This is a genomic window from Brachybacterium tyrofermentans (assembly GCF_039526165.1).
Taxonomy (GTDB): Bacteria; Actinomycetota; Actinomycetes; order Actinomycetales; family Dermabacteraceae; genus Brachybacterium; species Brachybacterium tyrofermentans.
Map to the genome: position 1 here is coordinate 167,913 of NZ_BAAAIR010000043.1, position 19,622 is coordinate 187,534.

At 70.3% G+C, this 19,622-nt stretch carries 22 protein-coding genes; 11 read left to right on the forward strand and 11 right to left on the reverse strand.

What is annotated here, in order from left to right; genetic code table 11:
* Positions 1-30: 30 nt before the first annotated feature.
* Positions 31-555, forward strand: a complete 525-nt coding sequence (locus tag ABD093_RS12805) for a hypothetical protein (protein ID WP_343924946.1) — start codon at positions 31-33, stop codon at positions 553-555.
* On the opposite strand, the gene ABD093_RS12810 is transcribed toward ABD093_RS12805, so the two are convergent.
* The 6 genes from ABD093_RS12810 to ABD093_RS12835 form a co-directional block, all read right to left on the reverse strand.
* Complete coding sequence (locus ABD093_RS12810; RefSeq protein WP_343924948.1) at positions 512-1,021, reverse strand: GNAT family N-acetyltransferase; 510 nt, start codon at positions 1,019-1,021, stop codon at positions 512-514. The two genes, ABD093_RS12805 and ABD093_RS12810, sit on opposite strands and share 44 nt — an antisense overlap.
* Positions 1,021-1,308 (reverse strand): type II toxin-antitoxin system TacA family antitoxin, encoded by a 288-nt coding sequence (locus ABD093_RS12815; protein ID WP_343924950.1) that lies wholly within the window; start codon positions 1,306-1,308, stop codon positions 1,021-1,023. Before ABD093_RS12815 ends, ABD093_RS12810 begins: the two co-directional genes overlap by 1 nt.
* 219 nt (positions 1,309-1,527) lie before the next feature.
* Entirely contained in the window at positions 1,528-2,292 is a 765-nt protein-coding gene (locus ABD093_RS12820; RefSeq protein ID WP_343924952.1) for an iron ABC transporter ATP-binding protein, read from the reverse strand.
* The gene (locus tag ABD093_RS12825) at positions 2,289-3,458 is read right to left on the reverse strand and encodes an iron chelate uptake ABC transporter family permease subunit (protein WP_343924954.1); all 1,170 of its coding nucleotides are present in this window, start codon (positions 3,456-3,458) and stop codon (positions 2,289-2,291) included. Before ABD093_RS12825 ends, ABD093_RS12820 begins: the two co-directional genes overlap by 4 nt.
* Positions 3,451-4,464, reverse strand: a complete 1,014-nt coding sequence (locus tag ABD093_RS12830; protein WP_343924956.1) for an ABC transporter permease — start codon at positions 4,462-4,464, stop codon at positions 3,451-3,453. The genes ABD093_RS12825 and ABD093_RS12830 overlap by 8 nt, the downstream gene beginning before the upstream one ends.
* Positions 4,465-4,688: 224 nt before the next feature.
* On the reverse strand, positions 4,689-5,699 hold the full coding sequence (locus ABD093_RS12835; RefSeq protein WP_193116886.1) for a siderophore ABC transporter substrate-binding protein: 1,011 nt from the start codon (positions 5,697-5,699) through the stop codon (positions 4,689-4,691).
* Positions 5,700-6,200: 501 nt separating this feature from the next.
* Here ABD093_RS12835 and ABD093_RS12840 point away from each other — a divergent pair.
* Positions 6,201-6,935 (forward strand): hypothetical protein, encoded by a 735-nt coding sequence (locus ABD093_RS12840; RefSeq protein WP_193116885.1) that lies wholly within the window; start codon positions 6,201-6,203, stop codon positions 6,933-6,935.
* A gap of 33 nt (positions 6,936-6,968) precedes the next feature.
* On the opposite strand, the gene ABD093_RS12845 is transcribed toward ABD093_RS12840, so the two are convergent.
* On the reverse strand, positions 6,969-7,814 hold the full coding sequence (locus ABD093_RS12845; RefSeq protein WP_343924959.1) for a phosphatase PAP2 family protein: 846 nt from the start codon (positions 7,812-7,814) through the stop codon (positions 6,969-6,971).
* A 240-nt stretch (positions 7,815-8,054) separates the two neighbouring features.
* Here ABD093_RS12845 and ABD093_RS12850 point away from each other — a divergent pair, with 240 nt between their 5' ends.
* Positions 8,055-8,405 carry a YciI family protein gene (locus ABD093_RS12850; RefSeq protein ID WP_193116883.1) on the forward strand — a complete coding sequence of 117 codons (351 nt, stop codon included), beginning with the start codon at positions 8,055-8,057 and terminating at the stop codon, positions 8,403-8,405.
* A gap of 5 nt (positions 8,406-8,410) precedes the next feature.
* A complete protein-coding gene (locus ABD093_RS12855; protein WP_193116882.1) occupies positions 8,411-9,700 on the forward strand; it encodes an RNA polymerase sigma factor in 1,290 nt (429 codons plus the stop codon).
* Between the two features lie 73 nt (positions 9,701-9,773).
* On the opposite strand, the gene ABD093_RS12860 is transcribed toward ABD093_RS12855, so the two are convergent.
* The gene (locus tag ABD093_RS12860; RefSeq protein ID WP_193116881.1) at positions 9,774-10,190 is read right to left on the reverse strand and encodes a DoxX family membrane protein; all 417 of its coding nucleotides are present in this window, start codon (positions 10,188-10,190) and stop codon (positions 9,774-9,776) included.
* A 163-nt stretch (positions 10,191-10,353) separates the two neighbouring features.
* On the opposite strand from ABD093_RS12860, the gene ABD093_RS12865 reads away from it, so the two are divergent.
* Entirely contained in the window at positions 10,354-11,217 is an 864-nt protein-coding gene (locus ABD093_RS12865) for an EamA family transporter (protein WP_343924962.1), read from the forward strand.
* Between the two features lie 63 nt (positions 11,218-11,280).
* Here the strand turns inward: ABD093_RS12865 and ABD093_RS12870 are convergent, their stop codons facing one another.
* The 3 genes from ABD093_RS12870 to ABD093_RS12880 all read right to left on the reverse strand — a co-directional run bounded on the left by ABD093_RS12870 (position 11,281) and on the right by ABD093_RS12880 (position 13,747).
* A complete protein-coding gene (locus tag ABD093_RS12870) occupies positions 11,281-11,610 on the reverse strand; it encodes a 2TM domain-containing protein (protein WP_343924964.1) in 330 nt (109 codons plus the stop codon).
* A gap of 148 nt (positions 11,611-11,758) precedes the next feature.
* Positions 11,759-12,592 carry a methyltransferase domain-containing protein gene (locus ABD093_RS12875; protein ID WP_193116878.1) on the reverse strand — a complete coding sequence of 278 codons (834 nt, stop codon included), beginning with the start codon at positions 12,590-12,592 and terminating at the stop codon, positions 11,759-11,761.
* 42 nt (positions 12,593-12,634) lie between these two features.
* Positions 12,635-13,747, reverse strand: a complete 1,113-nt coding sequence (locus ABD093_RS12880; RefSeq protein ID WP_343924967.1) for an FUSC family protein — start codon at positions 13,745-13,747, stop codon at positions 12,635-12,637.
* A gap of 289 nt (positions 13,748-14,036) precedes the next feature.
* Here ABD093_RS12880 and ABD093_RS12885 point away from each other — a divergent pair, with 289 nt between their 5' ends.
* The 6 genes from ABD093_RS12885 to ABD093_RS12910 all read left to right on the forward strand — a co-directional run bounded on the left by ABD093_RS12885 (position 14,037) and on the right by ABD093_RS12910 (position 19,550).
* A complete protein-coding gene (locus tag ABD093_RS12885) occupies positions 14,037-15,602 on the forward strand; it encodes a purine-cytosine permease family protein (RefSeq protein ID WP_343924969.1) in 1,566 nt (521 codons plus the stop codon).
* Between the two features lie 85 nt (positions 15,603-15,687).
* Entirely contained in the window at positions 15,688-16,476 is a 789-nt protein-coding gene (locus ABD093_RS12890; RefSeq protein WP_343924971.1) for an alpha/beta fold hydrolase, read from the forward strand.
* 129 nt (positions 16,477-16,605) lie between these two features.
* Positions 16,606-17,505, forward strand: a complete 900-nt coding sequence (locus ABD093_RS12895) for a DMT family transporter (protein WP_343924973.1) — start codon at positions 16,606-16,608, stop codon at positions 17,503-17,505.
* 483 nt (positions 17,506-17,988) lie between these two features.
* Positions 17,989-18,711: a cysteine hydrolase family protein gene (locus tag ABD093_RS12900; protein ID WP_343924975.1), complete on the forward strand. Its 723-nt coding sequence runs from the start codon at positions 17,989-17,991 to the stop codon at positions 18,709-18,711.
* The gene (locus tag ABD093_RS12905) at positions 18,711-18,953 is read left to right on the forward strand and encodes a hypothetical protein (protein WP_193118507.1); all 243 of its coding nucleotides are present in this window, start codon (positions 18,711-18,713) and stop codon (positions 18,951-18,953) included. Before ABD093_RS12900 ends, ABD093_RS12905 begins: the two co-directional genes overlap by 1 nt.
* A 42-nt stretch (positions 18,954-18,995) precedes the next feature.
* Positions 18,996-19,550, forward strand: coding sequence for a DUF488 domain-containing protein (locus tag ABD093_RS12910; protein WP_193118508.1), 555 nt, complete (start codon positions 18,996-18,998; stop codon positions 19,548-19,550).
* Positions 19,551-19,622: the final 72 nt, after the last annotated feature.

The following is a 19,622-nucleotide window of genomic DNA, read 5'->3' on the forward strand; positions in this document are numbered from 1 at the left end:
GGACCTCGCCATTCTTCGCACCAGGAACGCGTGACAACGAATTCACAATTGACTCGAGCGGCGAGTTCGTTTGTGCTCGAAGACCTCGGTGAAGTACGTCCGGGAATATCGCGGAGTGAACTGGTGGAACTCGTTGCGCACCACCTCGACCGCGGTCAACACAGCGAGGCAAGAACTCTTTCTCTGGCGGCTTACAGTGAGAATCCAAAGGACAATGATGTGCGCGCAATATACGCCTTCTCCTGGCTCCCCCTCGAACCGCGACGAAGTCGCGAGATAATTTCTGAAACCGGAAACACGAAAAACATGTCATCGGCCGTGCGAGATATCAACCTCGCAACGAGCTTCCTCATCGAGGGAAATCTCGATGGCGCTCGCTCGACGATCGCGGGAATATCGACAATTGCGGACGGCTCCGATGTGCCAGCTTGGCTCTGGGATCCCAAATCACTCACTTCGCATCCCCAGGTGGCCTTCATGAGCCCCACGACATGGATTGAATCTTCCCCGGTTAGCTCTGCAGCTGGTCAGCAATCGCTCGCATCGGAACTATGAGGTGCAGATCATCGACCGGGGATGGAAACGCATCCACAAGCCCAAGGTAGAAGCTGCGGGCGCTCTCATCGCGACAATGGATGAGCAAGGCTGCAGCTCCCATACCTTCGCTGACCGCCAGTGAACGCTGGATCGCATCCCTAAATAGGTTCGCCCCGACGCCACGTCCTTGGGCGCGCTCATCTACGGCGAGTCTTGCCAGGAGGACACAAGGAATGGGGTCCGGACGACGCTTAGAAAAGTCCGCACCGACACTCTCATGGCTCACCCCGGCCGCAGCGATCGCATAGAAGCCAACCACTTCCCCGTCAAGCACAGACACGTAGGTCACAGCATTGTTGGCACGCTGGTTCTGCCATGCATATTCCTTGAGCCACGTATCCAGCTCGCCAGCTCCGCTCGCAAACGCCTTCTTGCCGTCCCGCTTCTCTAGCTTTCGTGGAGCTTCAAGAATCCCCGAAGCCATCAGTCCTCCAGAGTGAACGGCGCGTCGAACACCGACGGCCTGGCGAACAGTGCGGCCAGCTTCTCCGTCTTGACCGGCTGATCGAGGAGCTGGACAAATTCCTCAAACTGCTCCGGCGTGACCTCGAACCATCGGCGATCTGCGAGAACCTTCTCGGCTTGCTCTACGGCGCTGCCAAGGATGAACGTCGAGACAGTTACATCCTCAGCTTCCGCTGCACGTCGGAGCACGTGCTCCTGCTTCTCGGTCGCACGTAGATTGATACGTTCACTCTTCGTAGCACTCATGGCACTGCTCCCTACTCGAGGCATCACGCCTCTCTGGACGAGGCGTCTCGGCTCGTAGCATCAAGCACCTCGGCACTGATCGAGGCGTACAGACAATGTACACACACACCGCTACCGCAAGCAACACCGCTCCCGGCGACGATCCTCACGCTCTGACCCTCGGGACCCACGCCTCGATGTCCGAACCCTCACGCGCGCCTCCGCTTGTCACCGCGCGGCTCAGAAGTAGACGGCGAGCGGTCCCGTCGGCCCGTCGATGACCTGCACCGGGGTGTCGAACACACGGCTGAGGATCTCGCCGTCCATGATCTCGGCGACGGGCCCGGCCTCGACCACGCCACCGTTCTTCATGGCGACGATGTGGTCCGCGTAGTGGGCAGCGAAGTTGATGTCGTGCAGCACCACCACGATGGTGCGGCCCAGCTCGCGGGCGGCGTCGCGCAGGCGCCCCATCATCTGCACGCTGTGGCGCATGTCGAGGTTGTTCAACGGCTCGTCCAGCAGCACGTACTCCGTGTCCTGGGCCAGCACCATGGCCACATAGGCCCGCTGGCGCTGGCCGCCGGAGAGCTCGTCGAGGTAGCGGGACTCGAGCTCGTCGAGGTGCAGGAAGTCGATCGCCTCGGAGATCTTCTGCTCATCCAGCGCAGTGAGCCGCCCCTTGGAGTACGGGAAACGACCGAAGCCCACGAGCTGGCGCACCGTGAGGCGGGTGACGAAGTGGTTCTCCTGGCGCAGCACCGAGAGGATCTTCGCGAGGTCCTTCGAGGCGGTCGAGGAGATGTCGTAACCGGCCACCTCGATCGCGCCCTCGTCGATCCCCAGCAGGCGCCCCGCCATGGTCAGCATCGTCGACTTGCCGGCCCCGTTGGGCCCCACCAGGGCGGTCACGCCGCCGGCGGGGATCTCCAGGGTGACCGGACCGATCTCGACGGTCCCTGACGAGGAGGTGTACGTCTTGCGCACCGCATCGATGCTGATCACAGGCGTCCCTTTCGCATGATGACGACGAGGAACACGGTCCCGCCGACGAGTTCGATGATGATGGAGACCACGCCCTGCGCGTAGAACACGTGGTTCATCAGGAAGTAGGCGCCGGCGAGCACGACGAAGCCCACCAGCACCCCCACCGGGAGCAGACGCCGGTGGTCGTGGGTGCCGGCGAGCTGGTAGGTGAGCGTCGCGACGAGGAAGCCGAAGAAGGTCATCGGGCCGATGAGGGCTGTGGAGACCGCCATCAGCACCGAGACCAGCACGAGCGTGTAGATCGTCTGACGGCCGTGATCGATGCCGACGTTGATGCACACGTCCCGGCCCAGCGAGATCACGTTGAGGGTGCGGGCGTTGAGCCAGATCAGCACGCCGGCCACGAGGCACAGCGGGATCGCATAGGGCAGGTATTCGACGCTCGCATTGGTGACCGAGCCGAAGAGGCGGGCGGTGAGCACGTCGAACTCGCTCGGGGTGAGCAGGCGCTGCATGAAGCTCGAGACGGACCCCAGCCCGCCACCGAGCACGATGCCGATCAGCAGCATCACCTGCAGGTTCGCGTACTTTCCACGCAGCAGCCAGCCGTAGAGCAGCACGGACATCGCCACCATCAGCGCCACCTGGATCAGGAACTGCCCGGTGCCCTGCAGGGCCACCACCCCGGCCACGCCGAGGGTGTAGACGGCGGTGGTCTGAATCGCGGTGTACAGCGACTCGAAGCCCATGATCGACGGCGTGATGATGCGGTTCCCGGTGACCGTCTGGAAGGCGATCGTGGCCGTGGCCTGGCAAAACGCGGCCACCCCCATCACCACGAGCGAGGTCGCGCGCAGCTCGGCGATCAGCCAGAAGCCCCGGGAGCCGATCGGCATGGGGTTGCCGATCGCGAGCAGGCCCAGGGCGAAGGCCACGGCGAGCACCGCGAGCGTGACCAGCACGATCCAGTAACGCCGTCGGGACCGGCCGTCGGCGAAGGCTCCGGAGCTGCTGCGGGCGGAGCTGCTGCGAGGCGGCCGCGGCACGCTCAACGGCGCGATCTCCTCGGCGGTGTCGGTGGGAGCCGTGGAGATGTCGAGGTGATCGCTCCCGGTCGGGGTCCCCAGGCGGCGGGACGGGCTGGTCACGACCGTGCGGCGCCCATCCGCGCGGCGCTCATCCATGGCGGCGCTGCTTCAGCAGGAGGGCGATGAACACGATCGCGCCGAGGATGCCGAGGATCAGGGAGACCGGCACCTCGAAGGGCATGATGATCGTGCGGCTGACCAGGTCGCACACGGTGACGATGGCGATGCCGAGCAGGCACACCCAGGGCAGGTTGCTGCGCAGGTCGTCGCCGCGCATCATCGACACCACGTTGGGGACGATGAGCCCGAGGAAGGGCAGGTTGCCGACCACCACGGTGACCACGCCGGTGGCGATCGCGACCAGGCCCGTGCCCAGCAGCAGCACCCGCTGGTAGTTCACGCCGACGTTGGTGGCGATGTCCTCGCCGAGCCCGGCCACCGTGAGCCGATCCGCCACGAAAAAGACCGCGATGCCCACCAGGAGCACGATCCACAGCACCTCGTACTGGCCGCGCAGCACCGAGGTGAAGGACCCGGCGAACCACACACCGAGGTTCTGCAGGGCGTCGAACTGCAGGGCCACGAAGGTGGAGATCGCGCCGACGACGGAGCCGAGCATGATGCCGATGATCGGCACGATCAGCGAGCTGCGCAGGGTCACTCGGCGCAGGAAGGCGAAGAACACCATCGTGCCCACGAACGAGAACACGATCGCCACGGTCATACGGGTCATGAGATCCGCCTGGGGGCTGACCACCATCACCAGGACCAGGCCCAGGCCCGCCCACTCGGTGGTGCCCGTGGTGGAGGGCTCCACGAAGCGGTTCTGGGTCATGAGCTGCATGATCAGCCCCGACATCGCCATCGCCGCGCCGGCCAGGACCAGCGCGATCGTGCGCGGCACACGGGTGATCGCGAACATCTCGGCGCCGTCGTCGGCCCCGAGGACGTCGTAGACGCCCGTGCCGAGCGAGGCGACCAGCAGCAGCGCCACGATCACGATGCCGATCACGAGCTTGCCGTCGAGGAGTCGCTCGCGTCCGCGGCGCGGCGCCGGCGGCGCCCCGAGGGAACGGGCCGCGGGAGCGGGTGGAGCGGGCATCAGGTCACCTGGTCCTGGGAGGGGTGGCGGTCACGGGGCGGGCCGGCTGGTGCGGCGCGTGCGGCTGGCGCGGCGGGTGCGGTGCGCCGGCGGCTGGTGGCCGGCGCGGCGGGTGCGGCAGGTGCGGTGGGCTCTGAGCCGATGACCGGGCCGACGCACGACGCGGCGACCGGTCCCCGCAGGGTCCCGGCCGCCGCCTCTCGGTCACCAGCTGTGCACGAGGCTCAGGCCGTGCCCTCGAGGGCGTCGGCGAGGGTCTCGAAGTACTCCGTGTAGGTCTGGATCGACTCGTTGGTGTACGTATCCGCGGGCATGTACACGAGGTTGCCCTCGGCGATCGCGGTGACCCCGGCGAGCGCCTCCGAGGCCTCGAGCACGGTCGCGGCCGGCTGGTACGAGGGATCGTCGGCGCTGATCGCGGCGTCCCGATCCATGACCAGGATCCAGTCGGGGTTCGAGCTCGCGATGGCCTCGACGGAGATGTCGTCACCCTGGTGGTCGTCGCTCGCGCCTTCGACCTCGAGCGCGGGGACGAAGCCGAAGGCGTCGAAGGTCCAGCCCAGCGTGCGGCCCGCCCCGGGGGCGATGTAGCCGATCGCGCCGCCGGAGACGTTCACGGCCATGACGGTGGCGGAGCCGTCGTAGGCGGCGGTGACGCGCTCCATGGCGGCATCCAGCGCAGCGCCGAGCTCCGTCGCCTCGGTGTCCTTGGAGAAGATCTGGCCGAGGGCGGTGATCTGGCGCTTCAGCTCGTCGGCGAAGGGCTTGTCGTCGCGGGGGTCCAGCTCGAGGATCGTCGCGTCCGGCGCGTACTTCGTGAAGTCGTCGTGGTACTGCGCGAAACGCTGGCCGTTGATGATGAGGGTGGGCTCGGCGGCGACGACGGCCTCGAGATCGGGCTCGCGATGGTTGCCGAGGTCGATGATCGACTCGTCGTCACGGTAGGAGTTCGTGGTCGGCATGAGCGCGCGGGCCGCGGCGGTCAGCGTGACGTCCCAGCTCTCGAGCGTCTCGAAGGTGCGGTTGTCGGTCGCGACGACGGACTTCGGCGGGGTCTGCACGGCCTGGGTGCCGTTGTTGTCCTCGATCTCCACGGTGTCCGCGGGGTTCTCGCCGGCGGCGTCGGCCGCACCGCCGTCACCGGCTCCGGCAGAACCGCCGCAGGCGGTGAGGACCAGACCGAGAGCGCCGGCTGCGGACGCGGCGCCGAAGTGGCGGCGGGAGAACGAAGTCATGAGGGAAGGGCCTTCTGTCAGTGGTCGGGCGCTCGGGGCGCCGCAGGACACTACTGAGTGTAGCCTCACCTCCGCGCTTTACGCCACTCGGATCTTGCGATATTCCGGAATGCTTCTGTGATCGTGGGCACTCCGGCCTTCCGTAAGCTGGCCCTCTTCACGGATCCGGGTGGATCCAGGGGGCCGACGGGGTGAGGCATGGCGGGACAGATCGAGGGTGGGCGTTCGACCGACGGGTCGGGACCAGGCGCAGCAGGACCGAGCACTCCTGAGCCAGGAGCAGCGGGACGGAGCACTCCTGAATCGGGCGCAACCGGACCGGGCCAGGCGCTACCTGATTTCCGAGGCGGCACGGAGGGCGCGGGAGGCCAGGCAGGTGAGCGCGCGAGGGGCGGCCTCGCGGGAGGGTCCGCGCCGAGCCGTCCCGACGGAGGCCACCCTCCCCGCGAGCTTCTCCTCGCCGGGCTCGGCGGCTGCGGCCTGCTGCTGATCCTGCTCGTCGTGGTCGCACTGGTGCTGTGGAACACGGTCCTGTCCCCCAGCCCGGAGCAGACTCCCACCACGGCCCCCACGACGGAGGAGTCCTCCTCCCCGTCAGAGCACCCCGGGGAGTATGTCCCCGGCGAGGACGACGAGCCCCTCACCGGAGGCTCGCCCACGCTCACCTCGGCCCCGACCCGGCCCTGCACCATCCACGACGGCACGACCCGGTCCATGGCGTCCGCGGGGACGGTGCGCGGCGGCGGGATCGAGTACGACCTGCAGGAGGGCTGGTCGACCGGGATCGACTGGGGCACACAGGAGTCGTACATGGTCGACCTCGCCTCCTCCGAGCAGGCCGTCGAGGACGGCTGGTACTCGGTGGCGACCGTCGGCGGCGTCGAGTTCCCCGACGAGGAAGGTGGATACCCGGGCGCCCAGGAGGCGGCCCGCACGATCTTCCAGTGCGATGTCACCCGGGACGTGGTCCGGGATCTCTACGTCGACCCGCTCGAGGTGCAGGATCTGCGCGATGAGGCGATCACCATCGACGGGCAGGACGCCTGGATCGTCGCGGGAACGGTCCCTCTGGCCGCGGATCAGGATTTCGGGACCACGGACTCCTGGGACCTGGTGGTCATCGTGATCGATGCACCACAGGGGCCGGCCGCGCTCGTGGCCGGTGCCGCGACCGGGATCGACCAGCAGGTCGCCGACCTCGAGGCGATCGTCGCCAGCCTCGCGGTCGTGGACTGACCCGCGCCCTCGGCTGCGATCGAGGGCCCACCCTCACCCCTGCGACGTCGGGGCGCCCAGGGTCGGAGCGGGTCCGGCGGGAGCAGGCCCGGCGGAAGCAGGCCCGGCGCGAGCTGGTCCGGCGGGAGCAGGCCCGGCGGGAGCTGGTCCTGCGGGAGCAGGCCTGGCGGGAGCAGGTCCGGCGGATGCAGGCCCAGATCGGCGCGGGTCCAGCAGACCAGCGAGCAGGAGGCCGAGCGTCGGCACCAGCAGCACCGAAGCCAGCACGTCCGTGGGATGGTGCAGTCCGAGGGCGACGCGGGACCAGGCCGTCGCACCGACCACGAGCACCGCGAGCACGATGCCCACCGTCCTGCGCGCGTCGACCCGGCGATCCGCCGGATTGCGCCTGCCCTGCTGGTCCCTGCTGTCCTGACCGCCGGGCCTGCCACGAACGCCACGACCCCCGGGCAGCGAGCAGAGGATCCCGACGCAGAGCGCGGCCGCGACGGCGGTGTGGCCGCTGGGATAGCTGAACGACTCCGGCGACAGCACGAGGGGATGGAGCAGGAGATCCGCGTCCGGACGCGGCCTGCGCACCACGAGCTTGATCCCCTCGACGGCGACCCAGGGGACGAGGGCCACGAGTCCCGTGCGCAGGCCGTCCCATGCGCTGCGACGCAGCACTCCGACGACCACGACCATCACGCCCATCAGCAGCGCTGCCGACAGCGGACCGAGGGCGAGGTCGATCCCGGTCGCGAGCCCGGCTGCAGCCCCGTCCAGGCCGGTGCTCGCCGCCCTGACAACGGCCCGGTCCAGCTCGCCCACCGCCGGCAGCCCGCGGATGGCGTACCCGGCCACTACCGTCAGGAACAGGGCGGCGACCAGGAGGGCCACGAGGAGGCCTCGACGGCCCCGCGGTGCCGGGCCAGGACGCCGCACCCGGACGGAACGCCGTGCCGGAGCAGGATTCCGCGCCGGACAGGGCTCGTGGGGGTCGGTCGGGAGGGTGCGCACGCGGTCCAGTGTCCGCCGTCCGACATCGATTCCGGGAATCTGTCGATCTCGGCGTCGCCCGTTCGTCATAGTGGTGACCGAGCCGCCCGGACCGGTCACCGCACCGATGGAGGAGTGACGATGAAGTACGTACTGCTGCTGATGGGGAACCTCGCCGACGATCGCTGCGGCGAGACCGACGACGCACCCGGCCCGGAGGAGTTCATGGCCTTCGACGCCGCGCTCGAGAAGGCCGGCGTCCTGGCCGGGGGCTTCGCCCTCACCGACCCCGAGGAGGGCACAAGCCTCACCAAGGCCGACCGCGACGCGGAGCCCGTGATCACCGCCGGCCCCTACGCCGAGAGCCGCGAGTTCGTGGGCGGCACGATCGTGCTCGAGGTCGACACCCTCGACGAGGCCCTCGTCTGGGCCGCGAAGTGCCCGGGGGCGATCGGAGGACGCATCGAGGTGCGCCCCCTGCTCGACCTCTGAGAGCCATGACCCACCGCGCGGCGCACGAGGACCTGCCCGCGGACGACGTCCTCGCCCGGGTGCACCGGGAGGAGCACAGCCGTCTGCTCGCCACCCTCGTGCGCCGCTTCGGAGATCTCGACCTCGCGGAGGACGCCGCCCAGGAGGCCATGGAGTCCGCACTGCGGACCTGGCCGCAGCAGGGTGTTCCGCAACGGCCGCTGGCCTGGCTGACGACCGTCGCGAAGCGGTCCGCTCTGGATCGGGTGCGTCGCGATGCGACCGCCGCCCGTCGCCTTGCCGAGCTGCACCTGAGGGAGGGCGCGACGGTCGCCCCGTCAGCCGATGCCGAGGCCCTCGTGGCCGGGGACCTGCCCGACGATCGCCTGGCCATGCTCCTGGGCTGCTGCCATCCGGCGATCGCACCGGTGGACCGCATCACCCTGATGCTGCGCTTCGTGGCCTCGCTGAGCACGGCGGAGATCGCGCAGTCGCTGCTGGTCCCGGTGCCGACGCTGCAGGCGCGGATCACCCGCGCGAAGAAGCGGATCGCAACGAACCGCATCCCGCTCACGGTGCCGACGGACCCGGCCGAGCGTGCCCGACGCCTGCCGCTCGTGCTCACGGCGATCTCGCTGATCTTCACCGAGGGATACGCCGCGACCAGCGGCGACACTGCGATCCGACGCGAGCTCACCGACGAGGCGATCCGGCTGGCGCGGATCACCCACCGCCTGGCGCCGGGGCCCGCCGAGCCCGGCGGACTGCTCTCCCTGCTGCTGCTCACCGACGCCCGTTCCCCCGCTCGCGAGGACGCCGAGGGGATTCCCGTCCCGCTCGAGGAGCAGGACCGCTCCCGCTGGGATGCGACCCTGATCGAGGAGGGGCTCGAGCTCGTCCGGGAGGCGGCCGGGAGGCCGGACGCCGATCGCTTCACCATCCAGGCGTCGATCGCAGCCCTGCATGCCGAAGCTCCGCGTTTCGCGGACACCGACTGGGCGCAGATCGTGGTGCTCTACGACCTGCTGCTGAGCCGCGGCGAGGACCCGGTGGTGCGGATGAACCGCGCGATCGCCGTGGGCAGGGCGCAGCATCCGGCCGACGGGCTGGCGCTGCTCGAGGCCTTGGCCGGGGATCCGGAGCTGATGCACCATCACCCGTTCCACATCGCCCTGGCCCTGTTCCAGGACGAGACGGGAAATCCCGAGGAGGCCGCGGCTTCCTGGCGCCGCGCGCTGGAGCTGGCCGGGGGCGCCGCCGAACGGCAGTTCATCGAGCGTCGGCTGCGCTCGCTCGGCGAGGCCCCGACCGCGTGAGCTCGGGAACCCCGCCGGGGAGCGTCCACCGGGCGTGTCCGCCAGGGAGCGCCCGCCCGGGCCGACCGGGCGCTCAGCCCTTGACGGCCTTCTTGCCCTGGGAGAGCACGAGGGCGGCGGCGATCGCGAGCAGCCAGCTGTCCTTGGCCACGGCGGTGCCGTCCTGGCTGGGGCGCACACCGTCGGCCTCCGTCATCCCGGGGGTGCGCAGGTACATCGACACCATGGAGCCGGAGAAGCCGGCGAGGGCGAGGCCCGCGACCTTGGTGGGCACGAAGGGCAGCAGCAGGGTGGCGCCCACGGCGATCTCGCCGTAGCTGAGGAACTTCGCGAACTGCTCGGGGCTGAGCTTGGCCAGCGGCGGCACGCCCTGGGCGGCCATACCCTGCAGGCTGGCGGCCATCTCGGCGGGCATGCCGAGCTTGCCGATGCCGGAGTTGAGGATGAAAGCGCCGGGGACGGCGCGAAGGATCGCGGTGCTGAGTGCCATGGGTGAACTCCTCCAGAGATGTGGTTACGTTTTCAACTATAAGTCACTGCAGTCCCGCTGTCGACCTCCCCGGGCAGATCCGCTCCCGCAGGAACCGATCTCCACGGGATACTGGGGTGATGGCCTCCAGCATCGCACCCCACCGCGTCCGCGCCGGGGACCGATGAGCTCACTCGCCCTGACCATGGTGCTCGTGGCGGCCCTCTGCCACGCGGTGTGGAACCTCGCGGCGAAGCGGGTCCAGGCCGACGGCTACGCCTTCGTCTGGCTCTACGACCTGGGATCCGTCGTGCTGTGGGCTCCGCTCGCGATCATCACCCTGGTGCTCTCCGGGGTGGGGCTCTCCCCCGCCCTGCTGCTCGCGACCCTCGTCTCCGGGGTGCTCCACATCGCCTATCAGCTCACGCTCCAGACGGGCTATGCCCGCGCCGACCTGGGCGTGGTCTACCCGGTGGCCCGCGGGGTCGGGCCGGTGCTGAGCATGGGCGTCGCGATCCTCGTGCTCGGCGAACGTCCCGGCTGGATCGCCGCCGTCGGCGCGCTCGTGGTGGTGGGCGGCATCGTCGTGGTCGCCACCGGACGCTCGGCCGCCGGCCGGCACGGGATGCGTGCCGGGATCGTCTGGGGCGCCGCCACCGGCCTCGCCATCTCGGCGTACACGCTGTGGGACAGCTACTCGGTGACGACGCTGGGCCTGCCCCCTGTCGCCTACTTCGTCATCAGCTGCCTGTGGCAGGTGGTGCTCATGACGCCGCAGCTGCTGCGACGGCATCGGGCGAGCGTGCGGCCGGTCCTGGTACGGCACTGGCGGGATATCGTCCTGGTCGCAGTGCTCTCGCCCCTGGCCTATGTGCTCGTGCTGAGCGCGATGCAGACCGCTCCGGTCTCTCTCGTGGCTCCCGCGAGGGAGTCGAGCATCGTGGTGGGGTCGCTGCTCGCCTGGTGGCTGTTCAAGGAGCCTGACCTGCTGCGGCGGATGCTCGGCGCGGGGATCGTGCTGACCGGGATCGTGCTCATCGCGGTGTGAGCGCGGCGCCCCTGAGCACTGTTCTCGGACGCTTGCCTCGGCCCCTGCTCCCGCGCGGCGCCCTCAGCGACGGCCGCGCAGGCGGTCCATCTCCTTGGCCACCTTGTCCTCGCTCTCGCCCGGGCCGAACAGCGACCAGCCCTGCCAGAACAGGCCGAGCCCCCAGAACACGAGAACGAACAGCGGCCACGGGAAGCCGAACCCGCCGCTCGCCCAGGACCAGAGCAGGAAGGCATTGATCAGCACGTACACGACCACCTGGACCGCGAAGTTGCGGCGGGCATGGAGCTTCCCGACCGCCCGGCGGCGCAGGTCGGTCTCGTCCTCGAAGGAGCTCGCCATCGGGGCTGCGTTCTCCTGCGGAACCTCTGTGTTCTCGAATGACGGCTGCATCGCGGATCCTCCGGTCAGTGCGGTCCCGCCGGCGGCGGTTCCTGGTCGACTTCGACAGTAGGTGCGGCGTGATCAGCGCACCCGTGACGCCTGTCATCGATCCGACGGACGCGCGTCACCGCCGCGGACCGGGGCCGGCGCCTACGCCTCAGGCGCGGGCGATGATCTCGCCGTGCAGCAGGGAGAACCAGCCGTCGGCGTCCTCGGCCCAGCGCGTGAAGTCCTGTGCGTACGCCTCCCTGTCCTCGGCGCTCGCCCAGCCCTCGCGCTCCAGCTGCTGTGCGAGCGGGCCCACGGTGAGGCGGCCGGCGCAGGTCGCGGCCCAGCCGCGGCGAGCCTCCGGGGTCGCGTACAGCCAGGTGGATGCTCCCGCGGTGACGTCCTCGAACCCTGCTTCGTGGGCCCAGGCCAGCAGGCGTCGGCCGGCGTCGGGCGTGCCGCCGTTCGCGCGGGCGGCCTGCAGGTACAGCTCGAGCCAGCGCTCGATGCCCGGCACCTCGGGGAACCAGCGGAAGCCCTCGTAGTCGCTGTCGCGCACGGCGACGATCCCGCCCGGGCGGACGACCCGGCGGAACTCGGCGAGCGCGGCCACGGGCTCGGGCAGGTGCTGGAGCACCTGGTGGGCGTGGAGAACGTCGACGGACCCGTCGGCCAGCTCCAGCGCCTGGGCGTCGCCGACCAGCACCTGCGTGCCCTCGATCCCCTGTCGCGCCAGCTCGGCGCGGGTGAGCTCGGCGGCGTCCTCGTTCACCTCGAGGGCGACCAGGTTCTGCGGGCCGACGATCCGCGCGAGGTCCGCGGTGATCGTGCCGGCACCGCTGCCGACGTCGAGCAGCCGCTGCCCGGGCTCCAGGTGCGGGAGGAGGTGCGCGGCAGAGTTCTCGGCGGTGCGGGTGCGGTGGCTGCCCAGCACCGCAGCGCCGTAACCATGGGTGTAGGCGGGCGATGCGGGGGTTGCTGGGGATGCGGAGAGGTCTGCCATGACCGCACGCTAGGCGACGCCTCCGTGCCCGGCCATCGAGGCTCAGCTGCCGGACGGCTCCGTGGGTACCTCCGGGTATGCGGCTGTGGACTCTGCCGTCGCGTGCTTCGCCGCCCGGCGGTCCCAGAGGGCGGCGACCACCACGACCGCGATGCCGATGACCGCGCCGATGGCGGTCTCCAGCACGCGGGCCTGGAGCGTCGGCCCGACCGGCTGGGGATGGGCGAGCTGCACCATGAGCAGGGCGAGCGGGGTGATGAACAACAGCGCGAAGGCGTAGTTGCGCATCACGTACATCTCAGCGAGGAACTGCAGCACCACGATCCACACCACCAGCTGCCAGGGCTCGGCGGGGAAGGAGAGCAGGAACGCCGTGGTGACGACGCCCAGGGTGGTGCCGAGGATGCGGTGCAGCCCGCGCTCGAGCTGCAGGGTGCGGCCCGGCGCGCTCAGGAGTGCGATCGCGGCGATCTGCGCCCAGTAGGGGAAGGGCAGCCCCGAGGCGAGGCCCAGGGTGCCCGCGATCGCGGCGGCGATCGCGAAGCGGCTGAACTCGGCGCCCAGCTGGGCACGGGACCACGTCTCTGTGCTGGGCCGGACGTCGGCCCCCGGATGGCGCTCCCCCGCCCAGTGGCCGAGCAGGCCCAGCGCCACGCACAGGCTCGCACTCGCCCCGGCCACCAGGAAGGCGACCCAGATCGGTGCGGCCGGCGGCGCGGCCCCCACCGCGGCCACCGCGAACAGCGGGAAGATCGCGCCTCCCGGCTTCAGCCCGCGGGCGAGGACCACGGTCGCGGCGACGCCGGCGACGACGGCGCCCACCAGGATCGTCGTCCAGGACTCCGCCGTCGGGCTCAGGGACTCGCCGAGCCGCGCGAGCGCGGCACCGAGGGTCACGCAGAGGGTGAGCATCGCGCCGGCGAGCGCCTGGCGGTGGAAGCGCATCCGCGTGGGCTCGTACCTCGAGTAGATGCCGGTGAACGCGCCGAAGCCCACGAACATCGCCCACGCCACGTGATCCGTCAGCAGCAGCACGACCATCGGGATCGCCAGACCGAGGGAGATGCGGAACGCCGGGATGTGGTCCACGCGGCTGGGGCCGAGACTCACCAGGCGGCCGACCGTGGATTTGATCTGCGAGGGTGCCGACGGCACGTGGCTCCTTCCGGGAGAACAGCGCGGCCGGGCCGCGGCCGACCCTGCTGTGGTGACGGTGGGAGAGGGACGGGCGGGCGGAGGGATCGCGAGGACGTCAGCGATGCGGGCCACCAGGGCATCCGGAGGGGGACGCGCACGAGACGCGGCCCCACTCTCTCCTCGCCACTCTATTCCTGTCGGCGCGGCCGGTCACCCCCTGGTCTGCTCACACCCGTGGGAGACTGCAGGTCATCCTGCTCCACCTCCGTCGGCCGGCGCTCGTCGGCCCTCCCCCTCCGGAGTCGACATGACATCCCCCGACAGCACTGCCTCCCCGGACGGCCCGGCCTCCTCAGACGGCTCGGGCTCCTCAGGCGACCCAGGCTCGCCCGCCTCCCCCGCCCCCGTCGGCGGCGCCGGCGTCATCGAGACCACCGGCATCGAGATCATCGCCGAGTCTGAACGGACGGCGAAGCCCCGGGACCTCGTGTGGCCCTGGTTCGCCGCGAACGTCTCCGTGTTCGGCATGAGCTACGGCTCCTACCTGCTGGGCTTCTCGATCAGCTTCGTGCAGGCCACGATCGTCGCGGTGATCGGCATCGTCATCAGCTTCGCGCTGTGCGGGCTGGTCGCGATCGCCGGCAAGCGCGGCAGCGCACCGACGATGGTGCTCTCCCGCGCGGCCTTCGGCGTGCACGGCCAGAAGGTGCCGGGCATCGTCTCGTGGCTGACCTCGATCGGCTGGGAGACCTCGCTCGCGATCTCCGCCGTGCTCGCCACCGCGACCGTGTTCGACGTGCTGGGCCTCGCCTCCGGACAGGCCGTCACCGTGATCGCCGCGATCCTCATCGCCGCGCTGATCGTCACCGCGAGCGTGCTGGGCTATCACACGATCATGAAGCTGCAGTCGATCCTGACCTGGGCGACCGGCGCCATGACCATCCTGTTCATGATCCTCACGATCCCCCACATCGACCTCGCCGCCGTGCTCTCCGCCCCGTCGGGCTCCCCGCAGGCGATGATCGGCGCCCTGGTGATGGTGATGACCGGCTTCGGGCTGGGCTGGATCAACATCGCCGCGGACTGGTCGCGCTACCAGAAGCGCACGACGTCCGACGGGTCGATCGTGCTGTGGAACACCGTGGGCGGCGCGGCCGCCCCGGTGGTGCTGGTGATCTTCGGCCTGCTGCTCGCAGGGTCCGACGAGGGCCTCGCCGGCGCGATCGAAGGCGACCCCATCGGCGCGCTCGTGACGATCCTGCCGCTGTGGGCGCTGATCCCCTTCTGGATCATCGCCGTGCTGACCCTGGTCTCCGGCGCCGTGCTGGGCATCTACTCCTCGGGTCTGACGCTGATCAGCCTGGGGATCCGCATCCCGCGCCCCGCCGCCGCCGCGGTGGACGGCGTGATCCTCACCGCCGGCACCATCTGGGTGGCGTTCTTCGCGACGAGCTTCATCGGCCCCTTCCAGAGCTTCCTCATCACCCTCGGCGTGCCCATCGCCGCCTGGGCCGGCATCCTCATTGCCGACATCCTCAGCCGCCGCGCGAACTACGACGAGAAGGCCCTGTTCGACCCCGCGGGCCGCTATGGCGCCGTGGACTGGACCTCCGTGATCACGATGGCGGTCGCGTCCGTGCTCGGCTGGGGCCTGGTCGTGAACTCCTTCGCCGAGGCCGCGCCGTGGAACAACTGGCAGGGCTACCTGCTCGAGCCGCTGGGCCTGGGAACCTTCGTCGATGACCCGGCCGGGGCCTACTGGGACGGCAACTGGGCGTACTCCAACATCGGGGTGCTGCTGGCCCTGGTGCTCGGCTTCGTGGTGACCTGGTTCGCGCGGCGCGGCAAGATCCGCCGCCAGGAGCAGCGCTGAGCTGAACGCCCGGCCGCCGACCGTGTCGTCCGCCTGCCCCGTCTCGCGGACAGATCCTGTCCTCTCCGGACTCTAGCGTGCAGGTATGACCTCAGAGAGCACTGACAGCACCCCTTCCCCGTCACCTCGTCCCGTCGTCCTGGTTCCCGGCTATTGGCTCGGCGGCTGGGCGTGGGAGGAGGTCGTCCAGCACCTCCACGACGCAAACGTCTCGGCGACCGCGGTGACCCTGCCCGGCATGGACCCGGGAGACCCGGAGCGCGCATCCCGTGGACTCGAGGAGCAGGCAGATCACCTCGAGCGGCTCGTGACCGAGCTGGTGGCCGAGTCCGGTCCGGTGGTCCTGGTCGCGCACAGCGGCGGGAACCTCCCGGTGATGCGGCTCCTCGGGCGCAGCCCGGAACTGGTGGCCCATGTGGTCTGGGTGGACAGCGGGCCGCAGCTCGACGGCACCATCGGCGCACCGGACCTGCCGTCCGACATCTCCGAGGTCGCCCTGCCACCGTACGAGGAGCTCGCCGAGACGGCGAGCCTCGAGGGCCTCACCGCGCGGCAGCTCGACTGCTTCCGGGAGCGCGCCGTGCCTCAGCCTGCAGCGGCCATGCGGGAGCCGCTCCACCTGGAGACGGAGGGCTGGCGAGACCTGCCCGCGACGATGGTCTGCTGTTCGCTGACCTCGCAGGATGTCCAGGGCATGGCGGGCCAGGGCCATCCGATGATGGCCCCGGTGACCGCCGTGCGGGATCTCGAGCTCGTGGATCTGCCGACGGGGCACTGGCCGCAATGGAGCCGACCCGATGACCTCGCGACGCTCCTCGCCGAGCGTGCACGACGCGTGGCGCCAGCGGCTCTGACGGACCCCCGCAGCGCCTGATGTCGGCCGGGCGCTCAACGCCCGTCTGCCGCGCGGCGCGGGAAGATCCGCCGCCAGGAGCAGGGTTGAGCTGACTGCCCGACGTGGTCAGAACTGTCGTGGCGGCCTCGCAAGGTCCAGGATGGACCGATGCGTCCTGCCCCTGCCCACCCGGCCCTGCCCTGGCTCGCCGCACTCGGGGTGATGCTGATGTGGGCCTCGTCCTTCCTGGTCATCCGGGTGGCGGGGAACCACTTCTCCCCTGGCGCGATGGCGCTGCTGCGGATGGCTTCCGCTGCGGTCGCTCTGCTGCCTCTGCTGTTCCTGGGCCGAGTGCATCGACCTCGCAGCGGGCGGCTGTGGGCGGCGGTGATCGGCTGGGGCGTGGCCTGGTTCGCGGCGTACATCGTGGTGCTCAATGCCGCGGAGCTGTTCCTGGACCCGGCCACCGCGGCGATGCTGGTCAACCTGGCTCCGCTTCTCGTGGCGGTGGCCTCCGGGCTGCTGCTCGGGGAGGGCCTCTCCGTGCGGCTGCTCGCCGGGGTGCTGGTCGCCTTCAGCGGGATCGTGCTGATCACGGTAGGCGCCTCCACCGGGGACCTCTCCGGCCTCGGGGTGGTGCTGGGACTGGCGGCCGCACTGCTCTATGCGGGCAGCGTGCTCGCGCAGAAGCTGCTGCTCGCCCACGTCGACTCCACCTCGATGACGGTGATCGGGGTGCTGAGCGGCGCCCTGGCCTGCCTGCCCTTCACCCCGGCGCTCGTGACGGAGGTCAGCGCGGCCCCGGCCGGTGCGGTGCTCGGAGTCGTCTACCTCGGCATGTTCCCCACCGCGCTCGCCTTCCTGCTGTGGGGCTACGCCCTGACCCATACCGGGGCCGGGCTGCTCAGCTCCTCCTCGCTGCTGGTCCCGGCCCTCACCCTGGTGCTCGCCGGACTGCTGCTGGGAGAGGTGCCCCCTCCACTCGCGGCAGTGGGCGGCGTGCTGTGCCTGGCCGGAGCCTCCTTCGCGGTGGCGCCGGCGGTGCTCGCCGCCCTGCGTCGGCAGTAGCTCGCCACCTGCCCTGACCTCACACCGAGCACGGATGGCACCGGGCGCCGATCCACGTTCCACAGAGGATCCCCGCCTACGGCCCCTGTGCCCGACTCGCGCCCACCGGCAAGGTCTCACGGGCCCGACGGCGATGACTCGCGAGCCCCGTCGGCGATGACTCATGGACCCCGTCGGCGATGACTCATGGACCCGTCGGCGATGATCTGTCGGCTCGACCCTGCACTGGGTGTCGGTGAGGCGGCTCTCAACGACACCCCATGCGGGTTCGACCGCGCTGACAGCACTGTCCGTGATGCACACAAGGTTCCGAGAGCCGGGCGCCAGGGGCCAGGAGTTGGAAGTTGCAGCCGGAAGGCGGGTGCCGGGGGCCCGGGGGCCCGGGGGCCCGGGGGCCCGGGGGCCCGGGGGCCCGGAGGCATCGTGGACGGCGGGCGATGTGGACGGCGGACGCCACGTCCCCCGTTCTCGTAGAGTCCCCCTATGGACAGCGCTCCCCTCCGCTCCGACCCCACTCCCTCGCCGGCTCCCGCGCCCGCGCCCGTGCCCGTGCCCGTGCCCGTGCCCGTGCCTGAGCCGTGGCTCCTGATCATCGATCCGCAACGGATCTTCGCCGACCCCGCCTCCGAGTGGTGCTCGCCATTCTTCCCCACCGCGATGGAGAACATCGCGCGCCTGGCGGAGTCCGTCGGCCCCGAGCGCACGCTGATCACCCGTTGGCTGCCCACCGCGGACCGGGCCACAGCCTGGGGCGACTATTTCCATGCCTGGCCCTTCGCCGACGTCCCGGCGGAGGATCCCCGGTACGAGCTGGTCGCGCCCGCCCAGGGGCTGAGCGCCCATCCGACGATCGACGAGCCGACGTTCGGGAAATGGGGGCAGCAGCTGGCCGAGCGCGTGGGCTGGGCCACGAACCCAGCCACACATCTGCTGGTCACGGGCGTGACCACCGACTGCTGCGTCATCTCGACCGTGCTCCCCGCGGCCGATGCCGGGGTGCGGCTCAGCGTGGTCACCGACGCCGTCGCGCACTCCGCCGCCGAGAACGGCCCACCGGCCCTGCACACGATGAGCCTGTTCCCGCCGCAGGTCGACCTGCGCACCACCGCCGACATCCTGGCGGACGGGACGATCCAGCTCGACCAGGGAAACCCGAACGCTCAGGCTCGGACGGAGCCTGACGACGACCCACGAAAGGGACGCTGATGGCCGCCAAGGAACAGGTCACCGCGACCGCGGCAGGGAAGTACGTGATGTGCGGGCACTGCGGCGGCGGCTGGTACTGGTGGCGGAAGATCGTGCTGAGCTCCGGGTCGGCGTCGTTCTTCGACGTCGAGGTGTTCAGTCCCGAGGCGATCGTGCTGTCCTGCTCGGGCTGCGGCAAGATCCAGCTCTTCGAGAGCGGGACGCTGGAGCTTCGCACCCAGCAGGAGCAGCAGCAGCGCTGAAGGCCTTCCGCACGTGAGGGCGACAGGTGCCATCCTGGAGGCATGGCCCCTTCACTGCTCACCGTCGGTCACGGCACCCTCTCGCGCCAGGAGCTCGCCGATCTGCTGCGCGGAGCAGGGATCGAGCAGCTCGTGGACGTGCGCCGCTTCCCCGGCTCCCGGGCGAACGACGCCGCCGCCCGCGGCGTCGCCGAGGAGATCTGCGCGGAGGCCGGCATCTCCTACCGCTGGGACGAGCGTCTGGGCGGACGGCGCCGGCTCACGAAGGACGAGGATGCGCAGTCGCCGGACACCTGGTGGCGCGTGAAGCAGTTCCGCGCCTACGCCAGCTGGACCCGCAGCGAGGACTTCCGCGCCGGTATCGCCGACCTGCTGGACGACGTGGCCCGCACCCGCACCGCGGTGATGTGCTCCGAGGCCGTGTGGTGGCGGTGCCACCGTCGTCTCATCGCCGACGTGATGCTGCTGGAGCACGAGGTCGACGTCGCAGACCTCATGCACCCGGGGAAGGAGCGCCCCCATGAGCCGAGCGAGGGGGCACGGCTCGACGAGGACGGCCACGTGGTCTGGGATCTGCCGGACCGCGAGGAGTCCTGACAGCACGCGCCACGGGCCGGCAAGGCTGCTGACGGCACAGGCTCCCCTACTGCTCCGACCGGTCACCGCCCC